Origin of the sequence: Sphingobium sp. EM0848, assembly GCF_013375555.1 — a bacterium.
In the GTDB taxonomy this organism is placed as follows: domain Bacteria; phylum Pseudomonadota; class Alphaproteobacteria; order Sphingomonadales; family Sphingomonadaceae; genus Sphingobium.
This window is the reverse complement of sequence record NZ_JABXWB010000001.1, coordinates 2,871,481-2,888,480: the sequence shown is the minus strand read 5'-3', so window position 1 is coordinate 2,888,480 and position 17,000 is coordinate 2,871,481. Positions and strand designations below refer to the sequence as shown.

The following is a 17,000-nucleotide window of genomic DNA, read 5'->3' as shown; positions in this document are numbered from 1 at the left end:
GATAGTTCATGTCCGCGACCAAGATTCTATGGGGCCAGGTCATCACCGTCTTTCTGATCGTGCTCGCCGCGGTCTGGGCGGCGACGCAGTGGACGGCCGCGGCGCTGGCCTATCAGCCGGAACTCGGCCCGCCCTGGTTCAGGCTCGGCGACTTGCCCGTCTATCCGCCGCCGGCCTTCTTTTGGTGGTGGTTTTCGTTCGACGCCTATGCGCCGGAGATATTCCAGACCGGCGCCTTCATCGCCGCCTCTGGCGGGTTCGCCGCGATCGTCGTCGCCATCGCTATGTCGGTATGGCGGGCACGCGAGCTGAAGAACGCCCAGACCTACGGCTCGGCGCGCTGGGCGGCGCGCAAGGAAGTCGGCGCAGCCGGGCTGCTCGGGCCGAACGGCGTCATGCTCGGGCGGCTCGGGCACGACTATCTGCGGCATGATGGCCCCGAGCATGTGCTGTGCTTCGCGCCGACGCGATCAGGCAAGGGTGTCGGCCTGGTCGTGCCGACGCTGCTCACCTGGCCGGGCTCCGCCATCGTCCATGACATCAAAGGCGAGAACTGGCAGCTCACCGCCGGCTTCCGCGCACAGCACGCGCGCGTCCTGCTGTTCGATCCGACCAACGCCGCGTCGGCCGCCTACAACCCGCTGCTCGAAATCCGAAAGGGCGCCTGGGAAGTGCGCGACGTGCAGAATGTCGCCGATGTGCTGGTCGATCCCGAAGGGAGTTTGGAGAAGCGCAATCATTGGGAAAAAACCTCCCACGCGCTGCTGGTGGGCGCGATCCTCCATATCCTCTATGCGGGCGAGGACAAGACGCTGGCCGGTGTCGCCGCCTTCCTGTCGGACCCGCGCCAGCCCATCGAGTCCACGCTACATGCCATGATGACGACGCCGCACCTGGGCGAAGCCGGTGTGCATCCCGTCGTCGCCAGCGCTGCACGCGAGCTGCTGAACAAATCCGCCAACGAGCGATCCGGCGTGCTGTCCACCGCCATGTCGTTCCTGGGCCTCTACCGCGATCCCGTCGTCGCGCAGGTCACGCGGACCTGCCAGTGGCGCATAAAGGATCTGGTCGAGGACGAGCGGCCGGCGACGCTCTACCTCGTCGTGCCGCCGTCCGACATCTCGCGCACCAAGCCGCTCATCCGCCTCATCCTCAACCAGATCGGACGGCGGTTGACGGAGGATTTGCAGGCGCGGCAATCGCGCCATCGCCTGCTCTTGATGCTCGACGAGTTTCCCGCGCTGGGGCGGCTCGACTTCTTCGAGAGCGCGCTGGCGTTCATGGCCGGCTACGGCATCCAGAGCTTCCTGATCGCGCAGAGCCTCAACCAGATCGAAAAGGCTTATGGGCCGAACAACGCGATCCTCGACAACTGCCATGTGCGGGTGTCGTTCGCCACCAATGACGAGCGCACCGCCAAGCGCATATCGGACGCGCTGGGCACCGCGACCGAGATGCGGGCGATGAAGAATTACGCCGGGCATCGCCTCTCGCCCTGGCTCGGGCATTTGATGGTGTCGCGCTCCGAGACCGCCCGCCAGCTCCTGACCCCCGGCGAAGTGATGCAGCTCCCGCCCGACGACGAGATCGTCATGGTCGCGGGCATCGCGCCGATCCGGGCGAAGAAGGTCCGCTACTATAAGGACCGGCGGTTCACCGAAAGGGTGCTACCGCCGCCGGACGTGAAGGCCGGCGCTGGCAAGCCACGTCCCGACGACTGGAGCGGCTTGTCCCCGATCGCTGCGCCGCCGGAACCCGAACAGCCGCAGCAGGACCAGCCGCACGAGACCGCCGGCGAGGATGAGGACGCGGCGAATACGGGCCTGCGCCGCCAGCCCGACATGGAACGCCATATCGACGTTGCGCCCCCGCCCAAGCCTGCGCCCGCCAACGAGTTCGAGCTGGACGAAATCGAGGCCGACACCGACACCGACGCGGCGCGGCAGGCGGCGGTGCGTCGCCAGATGCAGGGGCTCGCACAGAGGGCGTCGCTCGATCCCGGCGACGGCATCGAGCTATGAGCACCAAGACGCCGTTCTCGGTCTATCTCGACCCCGAGCTGATGAACGCGCTCGCGGCCTATGCCGACCGGCGCGGCAAATCCCGCTCCCTGGTCGCCGAGGCCGCCATCGCCTCATTCCTGTCGCCTGACGCCGACGAGCAGCGCGAAGCAGCCATCGCCAAGCGGCTCGACCGGCTGGACCGGCGCACGACCCGGCTGGAGCGTGATGTGGGGATCGGTGTCGAGATGATTGCGCTGTTCGTGCGCTTCTGGCTGTCGAACACGCCGCCGCCGCCCGAAGCGGAGCGGGCCGCCATGCGCCGCCAGGGCGGTGATCGCTACGACGCTTTCATGGAGGCGTTGGGCCGTCGACTCGCGAAAGGTCCGAGAGTCCGGCAGGAGATCAGCGAAGACTTGCCGCCTCAAGAAGAATGAGCCGCCTACGCCGCTCCCTGTCTTTCTTCGCCAGACTACGACGTCCGCATTTACTTGTTGAATCCTGGCCTTTGCTGTCTCTCTTGATGTGCCCCTGACGCCGGGCGGCGGTACGCCCGGCCCATTTCAGGGGCCTTCACTTGACCGTCCAACCGATCCGTTCCGAGGCCAGGACACGCGGCGCGCGGATGCTGCGCACGGCGCTGGGACCGTCGATCGCGGGCTGGCTCGACGATCCCGCCGTCATCGAGGTGATGCTGAACCCCGATGGTCGGCTGTGGGTCGATCGGCTTGGCAAAGGCATCAGCGACACCGGCATGACGCTAACCGCCGCGGATGGCGAGCGCATCGTGCGCCTGGTCGCGCATCATGTCGGCGTCGAGGTTCATGCTCGCAGTCCCCGTGTCTCGGCGGAGCTGCCCGAGGGGGGCGAGCGGTTCGAGGGATTGCTGCCGCCTGTTGTCGCGGCCCCGGCCTTCGCGATCCGCAAGCCCGCCGTCGCCGTCTTCACGCTCGGCGACTATGCGGCGGCCGGGATCATGTCGCCGGCTGCGGCCGAGGCGTTGCGGCACGGTGTCGAATCCCGCGCGAACATCCTCGTCGCGGGCGGCACCGGCAGCGGCAAGACCACGCTGGTCAACGCGCTGCTCGCCGAGGTCGCCAAGACCACCGACCGCATCGTCCTGATCGAGGACACGCGCGAGCTACAATGCGCCGCGCCCAACCTGGTCGCCATGCGCACGAAGGATGGCGTCGTCTCGCTGTCAGATCTCGTTCGGTCATCGCTGCGCTTGCGGCCCGACCGCATCCCCATCGGCGAGGTGCGTGGCGCCGAGGCGCTGGACCTCCTCAAAGCGTGGGGCACCGGACATCCGGGCGGCATCGGCACGATCCACGCCGGGACCGCGCTCGGGGCGCTGCGCCGTATGGAGCAGCTCATTCAGGAGGCCGTTGTGACGGTCCCGCGCGCGCTGCTGGGCGAGACCATCGACCTCATCGCCGTGCTGGTCCGCGACGGACACGGCCGCCGGCTCTCCGAGCTGGCCCGCGTCGAAGGGCTCGACCCGGCCACCGGCGACTACCGCCTCACGCCGCTTTCCACCACCCAACCGGGAGACCTGCCATGATCCATGCCTTTCGGCATGGCGCACGCCGCGCCATGCTTGCCGCCACTACGAGCGTCGTCGCGCTAACCTTCGCCGTTCCGGCCCATGCGGGCGGATCGTCGATGCCGTGGGAAGCCCCGCTCCAGTCGATCCTCGAAAGCATCGAGGGCCCGGTCGCCAAGATCATAGCGGTGCTGATTATTATCATCACCGGACTGACGCTCGCCTTCGGCGACACGTCGGGCGGCGCGCGGAAGCTTATTCAGATCGTGTTCGGCCTGTCGATCGCGTTCGCCGCGTCGAGCTTCTTCCTGTCGTTCTTCTCGTTTGGCGGCGGGGCGCTGGTCTGATGGACACAGCCGAGCCGATCGCGGGCTTTTATGCCCCCGTCCACCGGGCGCTGACCGAGCCGATCCTGCTCGGCGGCGCCCCACGCGCGCTCGCCATCGTCAACGGCACGCTGGCGGGCGCGATTGGCCTCGGCCTGCGCCTCTGGATCGCCGGCCTCGTCATCTGGGTGATCGGCCATGCGCTGTCCGTCTGGGCCGTGCGCCGCGATCCGCAATTCGAGGACGTGGCCCGCCGCCACCTCCGTTATCCGAGCTGGATGCAGCCATGATGAGCTTGCGCGAATACCGCAGCAAAGCCGCCCACCTGGCCGACTTCCTGCCTTGGGCAGCGCTGATCGCCGAGGGCGTCGTCCTCAACAAGGACGGCTCGTTCCAGCGCACGGCCCGTTTCCGCGGCCCCGATCTCGACAGCGCCACGCCCGCCGAGTTGGTCGCCACCACGGCGCGGCTCAACAATTCGCTGCGCCGCCTGGGCTCGGGCTGGGCGATCTTCGTCGAGGCGCAGCGCACGCCGGCGCGCGACTACCCGGACTCGGAGTTTCCCGATCCGGTGTCGGCGCTGGTCGATATGGAGCGGCTCGAACAGTTCCGCGAGGAAGGCGCGCATTTCGAGAGCGCCTATTATCTGACGCTGCTGTGGATGCCGCCGGCCGAGGACGCCGCGCGGGCCGAAGCCTGGCTCTACGAGGGCCGCGCGAATACGGGCGTCGATCCGTGGGAGCTGCTCAAGGGCTTCAGCGACCGCAGCGACCGGGTGCTCAACCTGGTCGAAGGCTTCGTGCCCGAGGTCCGCTGGCTCGATGACGCCGAGACCCTGACCTATCTGCACAGCACGATCTCGACCCGGCGGCAGCGCGTGCGCGTGCCGGAAACCCCGATGCACTTGGACGCGCTGCTCGCCGACGAACCGTTAACCGGCGGGCTGGAGCCCCGCCTGGGCGACCATCATCTGCGCACGCTGACCATCATCGGCTTTCCGAGCGTCACCTTTCCCGGCCTGCTCGACGAGCTGAACCGGCTGGCGTTCGAGTATCGCTGGTCCACCCGCGCGATCATGCTCGACAAGACTGACGCGACCAGGCTGCTCACCCGCATCCGTCGCGAGTGGTTCGCCAAGCGCAAGTCCGTCGCAGCGATCCTCAAGGAAGTGATGACCAACGAGGCGAGCACGCTGCTCGACAGCGACGCCTCGAACAAGGCCGCCGACGCCGACACCGCCCTGCAGGAGCTGGGCGCCGACTATGCGGGGATGGCCTATGTCACCGCGACGGTGACGGTGTGGGATCGCGATCCCGCCATCGCGGCCGAGAAGTTGCGGCTGGTCGAGAAGATCATCCAGGGCCGCGACTTCACCGTCATTCCCGAGGGGATGAACGCGATCGAGGCATGGCTGGGAAGCCTACCCGGCCACACCTACGCCAATGTCCGCCAACCCCCGGTCTCCACCGTCAATCTCGCCCACCTGATCCCCCTGTCAGCGGTATGGGCGGGGCCGGAACGGGACGAGCATTTCGGTGCGCCCCCCTTGCTCCACGGCAAGACCGAAGGCTCGACCCCGTTCCGGTTTTCCCTTCATGTCGGCGACGTCGGCCACACGCTGATCGTCGGCCCGACCGGCGCGGGCAAGTCCGTGCTGCTCGCCCTGATGGCGATGCAGTTCCGCCGCTACGAAGGCGCACAGGTCTTCGCCTTCGATTTCGGCGGAAGCATCCGCGCCGCCGCGATCGGCATGGGCGGCGACTGGCAGGACTTGGGCGGGATGCTTGCCGACGAGGCGGGCGATGGCGTGCAGCTCCAGCCGCTCGCCCATATCGACGATCCCGCCGAACGCGCCTGGGCCGCCGAATGGCTGGCGGCGATCTTCGCGTCCGAAGGCGTCGCGGTCGATCCCCAGGCCAAGGAGCATATCTGGTCGGCCCTGGGTTCACTGGCGTCGGCGCCCATGTCGGAGCGCACCCTGACGGGCCTGGCCGTGCTGCTCCAGTCGCAGCAGCTCAAGCAGGCGCTCGCGTCCTATTGCATCGGCGGGCCGTGGGGCCGGTTGCTCGACGCCGAGGCCGAGCGGCTGGGCGCAGCCGATGTGCAAGTGTTCGAGACCGAGGGCCTGGTCGGCGCCGGATCGGCCGCGGCCGTGCTGTCCTATCTGTTCCACCGGGTCGAAGGCCGGCTGGACGGACGCCCCACGCTCATTATCATCGACGAGGGCTGGCTTGTCCTCGACAGCCCGGACTTCGCCGCCCAGCTCCGCGAGTGGCTGAAGACGCTGCGCAAGAAGAACGCCAGCGTCGTGTTCGCGACACAGAGCCTCGCCGACATCGAGACCAGCAGTATCGCGCCGGCCATCATCGAGAGCTGCCCGACGCGCATCTTCCTGCCCAACGAGCGCGCGGCCGAGCCGCAGATCGCGGCGATCTACGAGCGGTTCGGACTCAACGACCGCCAGATCGAAATCCTCAGCCGGGCGACGCCCAAGCGCGATTATTACTGCCAGTCGCGGCGCGGCAACCGGCTGTTCGAGCTGGGGCTGGGCGAGGTCGCGCTGGCCTTCACCGCCGCCTCGGCCAAGGCCGACCAGCTCGCCATCGCCGAGATCATCGAAACCTACGGGACATCCGCCTTCGCCGCTGAATGGCTGCGGCATCGCGGCTGCGCCTGGGCCGTCGAGCTGCTGCCCGAACCTGTGTCCGACCGCCAGCCCGAACTCCCTCTCACGCCTGACATGGAGATTTCCTCATGAAACTGCCGCCCGCCCGCCGCGCCCTCGTGGCCAGCGTCTTCGCCGCCTTGGCCATCGCGCCGACCATCGCACCCGTGCCCGCGCACGCGCAGTTCGGGGGCATCGTCTATGACCCCACCAACTATGCGCAGAACGTGCTGACGGCCGCCCGGTCGCTCCAGCAGATCAACAACCAGATCCAGCAAATCCAGAACCAGGCGACCAGCCTCATCAACCAGGCGCGCAACCTGGCCTCGCTGCCGTTCAGCTCGCTCCAGCAGTTGCAGCAGCAGGTGCAGCGCACCCAGCAGCTTCTCGGCGAAGCGCAGCGCATCGCCTACGATGTGCAGAACGTCCAGGAGGCGTTCACCGATCGCTATAAGGGCGCGGCGCTGACCGGCGATCACGCGCGGATGGTCTCCAACGCTAATGCGCGCTGGGAGGATAGCGTCGGGGCGTTCGAGGACGCGCTGCGCGTCCAGGCCGGCGTGGTCGGCAATATCGAGGGCGCGCGCACGACGATGGATGGGCTGGTCTCGGCCAGCCAGTCGGCGACCGGCGCGCTTCAGGCGACCCAGGCTGGCAACCAGCTTCTCGCCCTGCAATCGCAGCAGCTCGCCGACCTCACCGCCGCGGTCGCGGCGCAGGGCCGGGCGCAGGCGCTGCAATCCGCCCGTCAGGCCGCAGAAGAGGCCGAGGGGCGCGAGCGGTTCCGCCGCTTTATGGGCAATTGAGGCTCGTCCATGTCGCGCACGGCGAAGATCGCGGGCATTGCGGCGCTGGCCGGCATGATGATGGCGGTGGCGATCGTCGCCGTCACCCGGCCCGATGAGCCGGCGCCCGCGCCGGCTCTCGCCTTGCCGGCGGAAGAAAGCCAGCACCGGCTTGCCCGCGAGTTGGACCGCTGCGCCACGCTCACGATGCCGGACAGCGGCTGCGAGGCGGCGTGGGCCGCAAACCGCCGCCGCTTCTTCAGCCAGGACGACGTTGCCCCGGCCGTAGAGCACGACGGCGGCGCGTCGCCGTCCGAAGAAGGCTTCGTGCCATGAACGACACCGGCGTCATCGACACCTTCCTGGGCGTTTTCCAAAGCTACATCGACAGCGGTTTCGGGCTGCTCGGCGGCGAGGTCGCGTTCCTCTCGACCACGCTGATCGCTATCGACGTAACGCTGGCCGGCCTGTTCTGGGCCTGGGGCGCGGACGAGGACGTGCTTCAGCGCCTCGTCAAGAAGACGCTCTATATCGGCACCTTCGCCTTCATCATCGGCAACTTCTCGACCCTGGCCACCATCGTTTTCGAGAGCTTCGCGGGCCTCGGCCTCCAAGCCAGCGGCGGCGCGATGTCGATCGCCGATTTCATGAAGCCCGGCATGATCGCCGCGAAGGGGCTTGAAGCCGGCAAGCCGCTGATGGACGCGGCGGGCCAATTTTCCAACCTGTGGGCCGTGTTCTCGAACCTGGCGCTGATCCTTGTGCTGCTGCTCGCCTGGGTGATCGTGGTGCTCGCCTTCTTCATCATCGCGGTGCAGGTCTTCATCACGTTGATCGAGTTCAAGCTGGTGACGCTGGCCGGCTTCGTCCTGTTGCCCTTCGCCTTCTTCAACAAGACCGCCTTCATGGCCGAGCGCGTGCTGGGCCATGTCGTCTCGACCGGCATCAAGGTGCTCGTCCTCGCCGTCATCACCGGCATCGGCACCACGCTGTTCGGCCAGTTCACCGGCGCGAACCTCGGTGTCGCGCCCGACATCAATCAGGTCATGGCCATCGCGCTCGCCGCGTTATCGCTGCTGGGCCTCGCCATCTTCGGCCCCGGCATCGCCAACGGCATCGTCTCGGGCGGCCCGCAGCTCGGCGCGGGCGCGGCAGCCGGCACCGCGCTCGCGGCGGCGGGCGCCGTGGTCGGCGGCGCAGCCGCAGCACGGCTCGGCGTGGGAGCGGTTGGTTCCGCCGCCGGCGCGGCCGCCCGGATGACCGGCGCCACCGCGCGGGGTGGCGCTCAGATGGCAGGCGGCGCGACCAGCGCCTACAGCCTCGGCTCCCTGGGCAAGAGCGGCGCGGGCGCAGTCGCGGGCGGTATGTCCGCGGTCGGCCAGGCGGCGGCGGGAAGCGCGGCGAACGCAGTCCTCTCCCCCTTGCGCAAGGCGGCCGCCAAGGGCGGCGAGGCGATGAAGGCCAATTTCCGCGCGGGCGTCCGCGCCGGCTTCACCGCCAGCGGCGGCACGATCACCGGCGAGCCCGCGCCCGCCGCCGCGACCGCCGGAGCGGCGACCACTTCCTCTGCCGCCGGCGCCTCGGGTGCGCCCGCTTGGGCGGCGGCGATGAAACACCGCCAGTCGATGACCCACGGCGCGACCGTCCTCGCCCACACCATGAAGGCGGGCGACAGCCACGGTGGCGGCGGTGGTCCCGACATCAAAGAGAAGGACTGACCCATGTTCCGACGCCCCACCATCCGCTACGGCAAGACCGCCGAACCCGTCACGCCCTACCAGCGCGCCGCGCAGGTCTGGGATGACCGCATCGGCTCGGCGCGCGTGCAGGCGAAGAACTGGCGGCTCGCCTTCTTCGGTGCGCTGGCGCTTTCGGGCGGCCTCACTGGCGGCATCATCTGGCAGTCGGCCCGCGGGCATATCGTGCCTTGGGTGGTGCAGGTCGATCGGCTGGGTGAGGCGCAAGCGGTCGCGCCGGCCGACGCCGGCTACCGCCCGACCGACCCGCAGATCGCGTTCCATCTCGCCCGCTTCATCGAGCAGGTCCGCGCAATCCCCGCCGATCCGGTGATCGTCCGCCAGAACTGGCTACGCGCCTACGACTTCACGACTGATCGCGGGGCGATGGCGCTCAACGACTATGCGCGCAGCAACGACCCTTTCACGCAGGTCGGCAAGGTGCAGGTCGCGGTGGATGTATCCAGCGTCATCCGGGCCTCGCCCGACAGCTTCCGCGTCGCCTGGACCGAGCGCCGTTATCAGGACGGCAGCCTCGCGGCCACCGAACGCTGGTCCGCGATCCTCACCATCGTCGTGCAGCCGCCGCGCACGCCCGACGCGCTGCGCAAGAATCCGCTCGGCGTCTTCGTCAACGCCCTCAACTGGTCAAAGGAGCTGTCGCAATGACGCACACGCCTTTCCGTCGCTCCGCCTCGGCGGTCCTGCTCGTCTCCGCCACCGCGCTCGCCGGCTGCGCCACTACGTCGGCGAAGTCGCCCGCCATCACCTATGACGATCCGCCGGTGGAGATCGCGGCGACGCCCGCTGCAGAGCCTTCGCGTGTAATCGAGGTCGTGACGATCCCCGAGCCGCTGCCGCTTCCCGGCCAGTTGAAGCCGGTGGTGCAAAGCGCATCACCGCCGGAGCCGGCCGATCCGCGCAGCCGCGTCGGCGCGGCGAACGCCGCCGCCCGCGTGCAGCCGGTGCGCGACGGCTTCCTCAACGCCATCCAGCAATATCCCTGGACCGACGGCGCGCTCTATCAGGTCTATGCCGCGCCCGGCCAGGTGACGGACATCGCGTTGCAGGAGGGCGAACAGCTTGTGGGCGCCGGGCCGGTCGCGGCCGGTGACACCGTGCGCTGGATCATCGGCGACACGGTGAGCGGCAGCGGCGCCACGGCCCGCGTGCATATCCTCGTGAAGCCAACGCGGTCCGACCTCGCCACCAACCTCGTCATCAACACCGACCGTCGCACCTATCATCTGGAGCTGCGCGCCACGGCCGCGACCTACATGGCGTCGGTCTCGTGGACCTATCCGCACGACGCCCTGATCGCCTTGCAGGTGCGCAACGCCGCCGCCGCATCCGCCGCGCCGGCGGCGACCGGCGTGAACGTGGCGGCGCTCAATTTCCGCTACCGGATCGAAGGCGACCGCGCGCCGTGGAAGCCTGTCCGCGCCTTCGACGATTCCGTCCAGGTGTTCATCGAGTTTCCCGCCGGGATCTCGCAGGGCGAGATGCCGCCGCTGTTCGTGACCGGCGCGGCCGGCGACGCCGAGTTGGTCAACTACCGCGTCCAGGGCCGCTATATGGTGGTGGATCGGCTGTTCGCCGCCGCCGAGCTGCGCCTGGGCGACAAGCGCAGCGAGCAGCGTGTCCGCATCGTGCGCGACCATGCACGGGGGCGGCGGCCGTGAGCGATCCCGTCGAACCGGCCGCGCCGCAAGCGGCACGATCCGATCCCCAAGCCTTCCAGCTTCGGGGCGACCCGCCCCGCGTCATGCGCCTGTCGCGCAAGGCGCTGGCCGTCATCGGCGTCGCCGCCGGCCTCGGCATAGGCGGCTCGCTGATCTATGCGCTCAAGCCTGCGGGCCAGGAGGAAGCGAAGGAACTCTACAGCACCGAGAGCCGCGCCACGGCCGAGACGATTACGTCGGGGCCGAAGGATTACGGCCAGGCGCCGCGGCTCGGTCCTCCGCTTCCCGGCGACCTCGGCCGCCCGATCGTTTCGGCCCAACAGCGGGGGGAGAATGTGCCGGTCCCGCCGGTCGGCGCTCAGGTCGACGGCCGCGCTCAGGCCGAGGAGGCCGCCCGCCAGCGCGCCCAGCAGGAGCGCGACGCCGCGCGCATGAGCGGCGTGTTCCTTGGCGGCGGGACCGCAGGGGCGGGCGCGGCCATGCCGCAGATCGCGGTTGTGCCGGAAGCGCCTGCCGCCACGCCACCCGCCGAGACGGCGCAGGGCGACCAGGCCGCCAAGCGCGCCTTCATGGCCCAGGCGTCCAGCCAGCGCACGGTGAGCGTCGAGCGGCTTACGGCTCCGGCATCGCCCAACATCGTGCAGGCCGGCAGCATCATCTCGGCCGCGCTCATCACCGGCATCCGTTCCGACCTGCCCGGCCAGATCACCGCCCAGGTGACGGCTAATGTCTATGACAGCCCCACGGGCCGCATCCTCCTCATCCCGCAGGGCGCGCGCCTGATCGGCGAATATGACAGCGAGATCGCCGCCGGGCAGACCCGCGTGCTGCTGGCCTGGGATCGGCTGATATTGCCGGACGGCCGCTCGATCGTTCTCGAGCGCCAGCCCGGCGCCGACGCGGCCGGGTTCGCCGGCTTGCAGGATCGCGTGAACCAGCATTGGGGCAATCTGCTCAAGGCTGCCGCCATCTCGACACTCCTCGGCGTTGGCACAGAGCTGGGCGCGGACGAGGACGACGACCTCACCCGCGCGCTGCGCCGCGGCTCGCAGGACACCATCAACCAGACCGGCCAGCAGATCGTGCGGCGGCAATTGAACGTGCAGCCGACGCTCACCATTCGGCCGGGCCATCCGTTGCGGGTCGTTCTGACCCGCGACCTGGTGCTCGAACCTGTTGGAGCGACACGATGACGAAGTTGAAGCTGGGGCCGCTGGCCGACGACAGGCCGGTGAAGCTCACCGTGGAGCTGCCGGCGCCGATCCACCGCGATCTTGTCGCCTATGCCGCCGCGCTCGCGGGCGAGACCGGGGGACCGCCGGTTCCGCCTGAAAAGCTGGTCGCGCCGATGCTGGCCCGGTTCATGGAAACCGACCGGGCCTTTCGCCGGCATCGCGCGCAGGGGAATTGATGGGCCGCGCGGTCCTCAGTTGCCCATGAACTTCTTGAAGCGCGCTCGGCCTTCCGCCTCGGTAACAGCGGCCTGGGCATTCGCGCATTCCTCGCCGCGCGCCGAATCATCCGCGCATTGCGCCACGACTTGCCGCGCCTCATCCAGATGCGCCGCGAAATACTGTGTTCCGCGCGCCTCGGCCGAAGGTGCGGTCGGGACGGTGCCGACCGCCGTCTGACTGACGGGGCTGATGACCGGGCGCAGCACGAACCCCGCGCCGAACCCGATGATGAGCGTGACCAGCACGATGATGAGTGTCTTGCCTTGCGTCATGACGGCTCCTTTCCTGGTTGCTGATGCGAGGACGGCCGCGCAGGGATCGGCGGCAACGAATAGCGCGTGGCCACGAAATCGAGGAACCGGCGCAGCACTGCGTTCTCATTGTCCTCGCGCCAATAGCCGGAAAAGCCGATCCGCATGTGCCCGTTGGTTTCGTGGATCTCGCGGAAGACCACTCCCGGCACCTGAATGCCGAGCGCTGATTCCGCAACGATCGAAATGTGTCCGCCAAGCGCGATGGCGCTCAGCACCGTGTCACGGCCGATGTCGTCCATGTCGATCTCCGGCGTGTAGCCGGGCATCCCGAGCTTGCCCAAGAGCATGTTGCGCGTCTCCGGGCCGGGATCTCGCTCAGTCAACAGGAAGCGTGCGCCGGTCAGGTCGCTCCAGTGGATACGGTCGCGTGCGGCAAGCGAGTGGCCTTCCGGTATCGCCACCAATATGCGTTCACTCCAGAAGGAGCGGCTCATCAGCCCCGGATAAGGTGTGTCGCCAATCATGATCGCGATATCGAGCAGACCGTTTTCGATTCCTGCAAGGAGCAAGTCGCGGTCGCGCTCGAATCCGCGCACTTTCACATCGGGATAGCGTTCGCCGAACTCGCTCAAGGTGGCGCGCAGATTTCCGGCCGAGAAGGACGTGTAGAACCCCACGGCCAGCTTGCCGATTTCGCCGTTCTTTGTAGCACTGACCCAAGCGTTCAGCTCCTCAAACTCCCTCACGATACGCTGGGCCGTCCGCAGATAAGTCTTGCCGTTCGGCGTCAAGGTCGCGCCGCGCGTTCTGCGGTCGAACAGCATCATACCAAGGCGCTTCTCGACTTCGAGGACGTGCCGGCTGAGGGTGGCCTGCTTAATATTCATACTGCGCGCCGCGCGACTGAAGCTGCCCGCCTCGGCCGCCGCAATCAAGTAGCGAAGCTGGCGCAATTCAATCACCGGCTCGCTCACATGATACGAAGGGGGCCGAGATATATCGGAAATACATTGATGATGATTGATCACGCCGGTTTGGGCGTGATTTGGCTCAGCGTAGAACAGCTATTGGTGATTAACGAAGTTATCCACCAGTGCGTTGAACTCGTCGGGACGTTCCCATTGTGCCCAGTGGCCGCATTTGGAGAAGATGTGCATGTCGGCATTGGGGATGAGCTTGCGCAGGATGAACCCGGCGTCGAGCGGTAGGACGCGATCTTCGGCGCCCCAGACGATGAGGGTCGGGCTTGCGAGCCTTTCGAGCCCCTGTTTCCAGAGATGGTCCTTGGGGTGCGCCATCAAGGTGCGCAGGGGCGGATTGGCGACCGTCTCGGGCAGCGAGGCGATCCTGAGGCGTTCCTCCAGCAACTCCGATGTGATCGATGAGCGGTCGTAAACCAGCAGGTCGGTGACCCGCGCGAGCTTTTCGAGCGTCGGTCCCTCCCCGCCATAGAAGTCGAGCATGCGCTGCAACCCTTCTGTCGGGAACGGCGACAAGGTCGGCAGACCGCCACCCGGCCCCATCAGGATCAGCTTGTCGACCCGCTCGGGGGTGTCGAGCGCCAAGCGCAGGGACGTCATGCCGCCCAGCGAGTTACCCACCAGGCTGGCAGTTTCTATGCCGGCATGGTCCATGACATCGCGCACCGAATTGGCGAGCGCGACGATGAGGCCGTCAGGCTGAGCGCGCGGCGCGGACTGGCCATAACCTGGCAGGTCAAGGACGATGACCCGGTTGCGCCGCGAGAGCGGGCCGATATTCTTTCGATAATTGCTGTAGCCATAGGCGCCCGGACCACCGCCGTGGATCAGGATGATGGCCGGTCCTTCGCCCCAGCTATCCCAGCTATGGTAGTGGACGCGGCCATCGGCGGCATCGGCGAACCGGCTTTCGGGCGCCAGGGTATCGGTCATTATCGTCTCCAGATGTAATGGGGTATGAAGGTGAGGTTCGCCGGGACCGCCCTCAGGCTGCCGGTTCGGCAAGCATTTGGCCGTATCTGTCGCGGATCGCCTTCTTGTCGATCTTGCCAGTGGCTGTGAGCGGGACTGTGTCGATGATGATGCGGTCGGGCATCCACCATTTGACGATGCGAGGTTCCAGCCAACTGCGCATCGCCGCGTCCGACACCGATCCTTCTTCCAGGGGTTCGACGAGCATGATCGGGCGTTCCTCCCATTTGGGATGATGCACCCCGGCCACGGCAGCCACCTTCACGCCTGGACACCCGGCCGCGATATTTTCCAGATCGATCGAGCTGATCCATTCGCCGCCCGATTTGATCACGTCTTTCTTGCGGTCGGTGATCCGCATGAAGCCGAACCGGTCGATGGTGGAGATGTCGCCGGTGTCGAACCAGCCTTCGCTATCGGTTGCCGAAGCTTCGGTGCGATAATAGCGCTCCAGCACCCAGGGTCCGCGCACCATCAAGGCACCCGATGCTTCGCCGTCATGCGGCAGGTTATTGCCGTCCTCATCGACGATCTTCATCGCGATACCGAACATCATCCGGCCTTGCCGGGTCCAGATGGTTTCGTTCTCCTCGTCCTTGCCCAACGCGGCCAGCGCGGGCGTGGGCGTGGAGACGACGCCGAGCGGGCTGGTCTCGGTCATGCCCCAGATCTGCTGCACCACGACGCCGAGCTTGTCGAACGCCACCGCCATGTCGCGCGGCACGGCCGAACCGCCAATGATCACCCGTTGCAGGCTGCCCGGCGTCTCGCCGGTTCGCGCCAGATGATCGAGATACAGCGTCCAGATCGTCGGCACGCCGCCCGAGAAGGTGACGCCTTCGCTCGTTATGAGTTGCTGCAGGCTGGCGCCGTCGAACCTGTCGCAGGGGAAGACGAACTTCACACCGTTGATCGCACCCGCAAAGGGCAGACCCCAGGCGGTCGCGTGATAGAGCGACTGGCACGGCATGACCACGTCGAAGGCGGAGAAGTTGAGCGCGCCGCTCAGGCCCGCCGCCAGCCCGTGCAGCACGACCGAACGATGCGAATAGAGCACCCCCTTGGGATCGCCCGTCGTGCCCGACGTGTAGCACAGGAACGCGCCCGCATTCTCGTCGAACCGCGGCCAGTCAAAGTCTCCGGCCTCATTGGCGATCAGGCGCTCATAACAGCCCCAGCCGTCGATCGCGCGATCGGGGTCGCTCAGCAGGACGTAATGCTCGACCGTCTCCAGCCGGTCCCGGATCCGGTCGACGATCTCGACCATGTTGCGATCGAGCAGCAACACCTTGCTGCCCGCATGGTTGATGGTGAAGACGAGATGGTCGTCGGGCAGGCGCGGATTGGCGGTATGCAGCACCGCCCCCATACCCGGCACCGCGAAGAACAGCTCGAAATGCCGGTGCGTGTTCCACGCCAGCGAACTTACCCGGTCGCCAGGCGCCACGCCTCGCCGGACAAGCGCCTGCGCCGCCTGCGTCGCGCGCTTCCAGGCCCGCGCATAATCATAGCGCCATATCGGCTCATCCACATTCTTCGACACGATCTCCCGGCCGCCATGCGCCGCGGCCGCAAAACGCAGGACGTCGGCAATATTCAGTTGAGCATTCTGCATCAAGCCCGGCAGCACGTCTTTCTCCTCGATCATTCAGACGGGCTGGAACTCGTGACCCCATTCGCTGATGCGATCGTGGATCACCGGCTTCCAGCTCTCCTCGTCATCGATCCTGAGGCCGCCATGGCCTATTTCCATCATGAATTTGGAAGGCGTGTGCGCGTAGAAGGACACGATCCGGTCGTTGGAATGCTGACCCAGTGTCAGTCCGATAGCGATCCCGGCGGCCTGCACGCGTTCATACGCCCTCTCGACATCCTCCATATTATTCATTTCCAACTCGAAATGATGGAGTTTGCTCTCTCCTCCCAGCCCCTCGGCGAAGGCGATCGAATGATGGCGCGGGCTGGTGTGCAGGAACGAGGCATGCATCGTGCTGCCATCGGGCAGCGGCTGGTAGATATAGTCAGAAAGCTGCGCGAACAGCGCCTCGCGCATGAACTTCTCGTCGCCCTTGTGATCGGTTGAGTTGAAGGCGGCATGACCGAGCCCCTGATCACCAGTCAAGAAACCGTGCGGGACCTTGTTCGAAACAAAAGGGAATTCCGCATCTTCCAGGCCCAGCGCGATCTCGTGCCGAGCTCCGACGGGTCCGACAAATTGGAAATACCGCTCCACGCCCCGCAACCGGGCGGACGCGTCGTCGCCATCCCGCATCGCAATACCAAGGCTGTCGAGATGCGAGCGCAGATGATCGAAGTTCTCCTGGCTCCCCGCGTCCCAGCCGACCCAGGCGATGTCGTCCGCAGGTCCGTTCACAAAGTGAAAGCGCCGGGCCTTCTCGTCGATCCGGTAGAACAGCCCATCGCCCGACCGCTCGACGCCAACACCGATCAACCCCGCATAACGCTCCCACGCATCCAGATCCGATACCTCAAAGCCAAAATAGGCAGTCCTGATTATCATCTGCATTTCCTTTCACGAGCATCGCCGTTATTGTGGCATGTCAGTCCGACTATTGGGGGCCAGCGGGATCTCGAAGTGA

18 protein-coding genes are annotated in these 17,000 nt (G+C 67.1%); 13 read left to right on the top strand and 5 right to left on the bottom strand.

Translation table 11 applies throughout. From position 1 onward, the window contains the following. Nucleotides 1-8 precede the first annotated feature (8 nt). The 13 genes from HUK73_RS14005 (at nt 9) to HUK73_RS13945 (ending at nt 12,151) form a co-directional block, all read left to right on the top strand. Nucleotides 9-2,021: a conjugal transfer protein TraG gene (locus HUK73_RS14005; protein WP_176592443.1), complete on the top strand. Its 2,013-nt coding sequence runs from the start codon at nt 9-11 to the stop codon at nt 2,019-2,021. Next, complete coding sequence (locus HUK73_RS14000) at nt 2,018-2,437, top strand: CopG family ribbon-helix-helix protein (RefSeq protein WP_176592442.1); 420 nt, start codon at nt 2,018-2,020, stop codon at nt 2,435-2,437. Before HUK73_RS14005 ends, HUK73_RS14000 begins: the two co-directional genes overlap by 4 nt. Before the next feature lie 140 nt (nt 2,438-2,577). Further along, nucleotides 2,578-3,564, top strand: a complete 987-nt coding sequence (trbB, locus tag HUK73_RS13995) for a P-type conjugative transfer ATPase TrbB (RefSeq protein ID WP_176592441.1) — start codon at nt 2,578-2,580, stop codon at nt 3,562-3,564. Nucleotides 3,565-3,596: 32 nt separating this feature from the next. Next, a complete protein-coding gene (locus HUK73_RS13990) occupies nt 3,597-3,893 on the top strand; it encodes a TrbC/VirB2 family protein (RefSeq protein WP_230188009.1) in 297 nt (98 codons plus the stop codon). After that, a complete protein-coding gene (locus HUK73_RS13985) occupies nt 3,893-4,162 on the top strand; it encodes a VirB3 family type IV secretion system protein (protein WP_176592439.1) in 270 nt (89 codons plus the stop codon). The genes HUK73_RS13990 and HUK73_RS13985 overlap by 1 nt, the downstream gene beginning before the upstream one ends. Next, nucleotides 4,159-6,630 (top strand): conjugal transfer protein TrbE, encoded by a 2,472-nt coding sequence (trbE, locus tag HUK73_RS13980; RefSeq protein ID WP_176592438.1) that lies wholly within the window; start codon nt 4,159-4,161, stop codon nt 6,628-6,630. Before HUK73_RS13985 ends, trbE begins: the two co-directional genes overlap by 4 nt. After that, complete coding sequence (gene trbJ, locus HUK73_RS13975; protein WP_176592437.1) at nt 6,627-7,343, top strand: P-type conjugative transfer protein TrbJ; 717 nt, start codon at nt 6,627-6,629, stop codon at nt 7,341-7,343. Before trbE ends, trbJ begins: the two co-directional genes overlap by 4 nt. 9 nt (nt 7,344-7,352) lie before the next feature. Beyond that, nucleotides 7,353-7,658, top strand: coding sequence for a putative entry exclusion protein TrbK-alt (gene trbK-alt / locus HUK73_RS13970; protein WP_176592436.1), 306 nt, complete (start codon nt 7,353-7,355; stop codon nt 7,656-7,658). Next, nucleotides 7,655-9,040, top strand: coding sequence for a P-type conjugative transfer protein TrbL (trbL, locus tag HUK73_RS13965; protein ID WP_176592435.1), 1,386 nt, complete (start codon nt 7,655-7,657; stop codon nt 9,038-9,040). The genes trbK-alt and trbL overlap by 4 nt, the downstream gene beginning before the upstream one ends. Nucleotides 9,041-9,043: 3 nt before the next feature. Next, nucleotides 9,044-9,727 carry a conjugal transfer protein TrbF gene (trbF, locus tag HUK73_RS13960; RefSeq protein ID WP_176592434.1) on the top strand — a complete coding sequence of 228 codons (684 nt, stop codon included), beginning with the start codon at nt 9,044-9,046 and terminating at the stop codon, nt 9,725-9,727. After that, complete coding sequence (gene trbG, locus HUK73_RS13955) at nt 9,724-10,740, top strand: P-type conjugative transfer protein TrbG (RefSeq protein WP_176592433.1); 1,017 nt, start codon at nt 9,724-9,726, stop codon at nt 10,738-10,740. Before trbF ends, trbG begins: the two co-directional genes overlap by 4 nt. Further along, nucleotides 10,737-11,933: a TrbI/VirB10 family protein gene (locus HUK73_RS13950; RefSeq protein WP_176592432.1), complete on the top strand. Its 1,197-nt coding sequence runs from the start codon at nt 10,737-10,739 to the stop codon at nt 11,931-11,933. Before trbG ends, HUK73_RS13950 begins: the two co-directional genes overlap by 4 nt. Next, entirely contained in the window at nt 11,930-12,151 is a 222-nt protein-coding gene (locus HUK73_RS13945) for a DUF2274 domain-containing protein (protein WP_176592431.1), read from the top strand. The genes HUK73_RS13950 and HUK73_RS13945 overlap by 4 nt, the downstream gene beginning before the upstream one ends. 15 nt (nt 12,152-12,166) lie before the next feature. Here the strand turns inward: HUK73_RS13945 and HUK73_RS13940 are convergent, their stop codons facing one another. The 5 genes from HUK73_RS13940 to HUK73_RS13920 form a co-directional block, all read right to left on the bottom strand. Then, complete coding sequence (locus HUK73_RS13940; protein WP_176592430.1) at nt 12,167-12,466, bottom strand: hypothetical protein; 300 nt, start codon at nt 12,464-12,466, stop codon at nt 12,167-12,169. Beyond that, nucleotides 12,463-13,410, bottom strand: a complete 948-nt coding sequence (locus tag HUK73_RS13935; RefSeq protein ID WP_176592429.1) for a LysR family transcriptional regulator — start codon at nt 13,408-13,410, stop codon at nt 12,463-12,465. Before HUK73_RS13935 ends, HUK73_RS13940 begins: the two co-directional genes overlap by 4 nt. 102 nt (nt 13,411-13,512) lie before the next feature. Then, nucleotides 13,513-14,361, bottom strand: a complete 849-nt coding sequence (locus tag HUK73_RS13930) for an alpha/beta fold hydrolase (RefSeq protein ID WP_176592428.1) — start codon at nt 14,359-14,361, stop codon at nt 13,513-13,515. A gap of 52 nt (nt 14,362-14,413) precedes the next feature. After that, nucleotides 14,414-16,048 (bottom strand): long-chain fatty acid--CoA ligase, encoded by a 1,635-nt coding sequence (locus HUK73_RS13925; RefSeq protein ID WP_218035974.1) that lies wholly within the window; start codon nt 16,046-16,048, stop codon nt 14,414-14,416. Beyond that, nucleotides 16,049-16,921, bottom strand: a complete 873-nt coding sequence (locus tag HUK73_RS13920) for a VOC family protein (protein WP_176592427.1) — start codon at nt 16,919-16,921, stop codon at nt 16,049-16,051. It lies immediately after the preceding gene. Nucleotides 16,922-17,000: the final 79 nt, after the last annotated feature.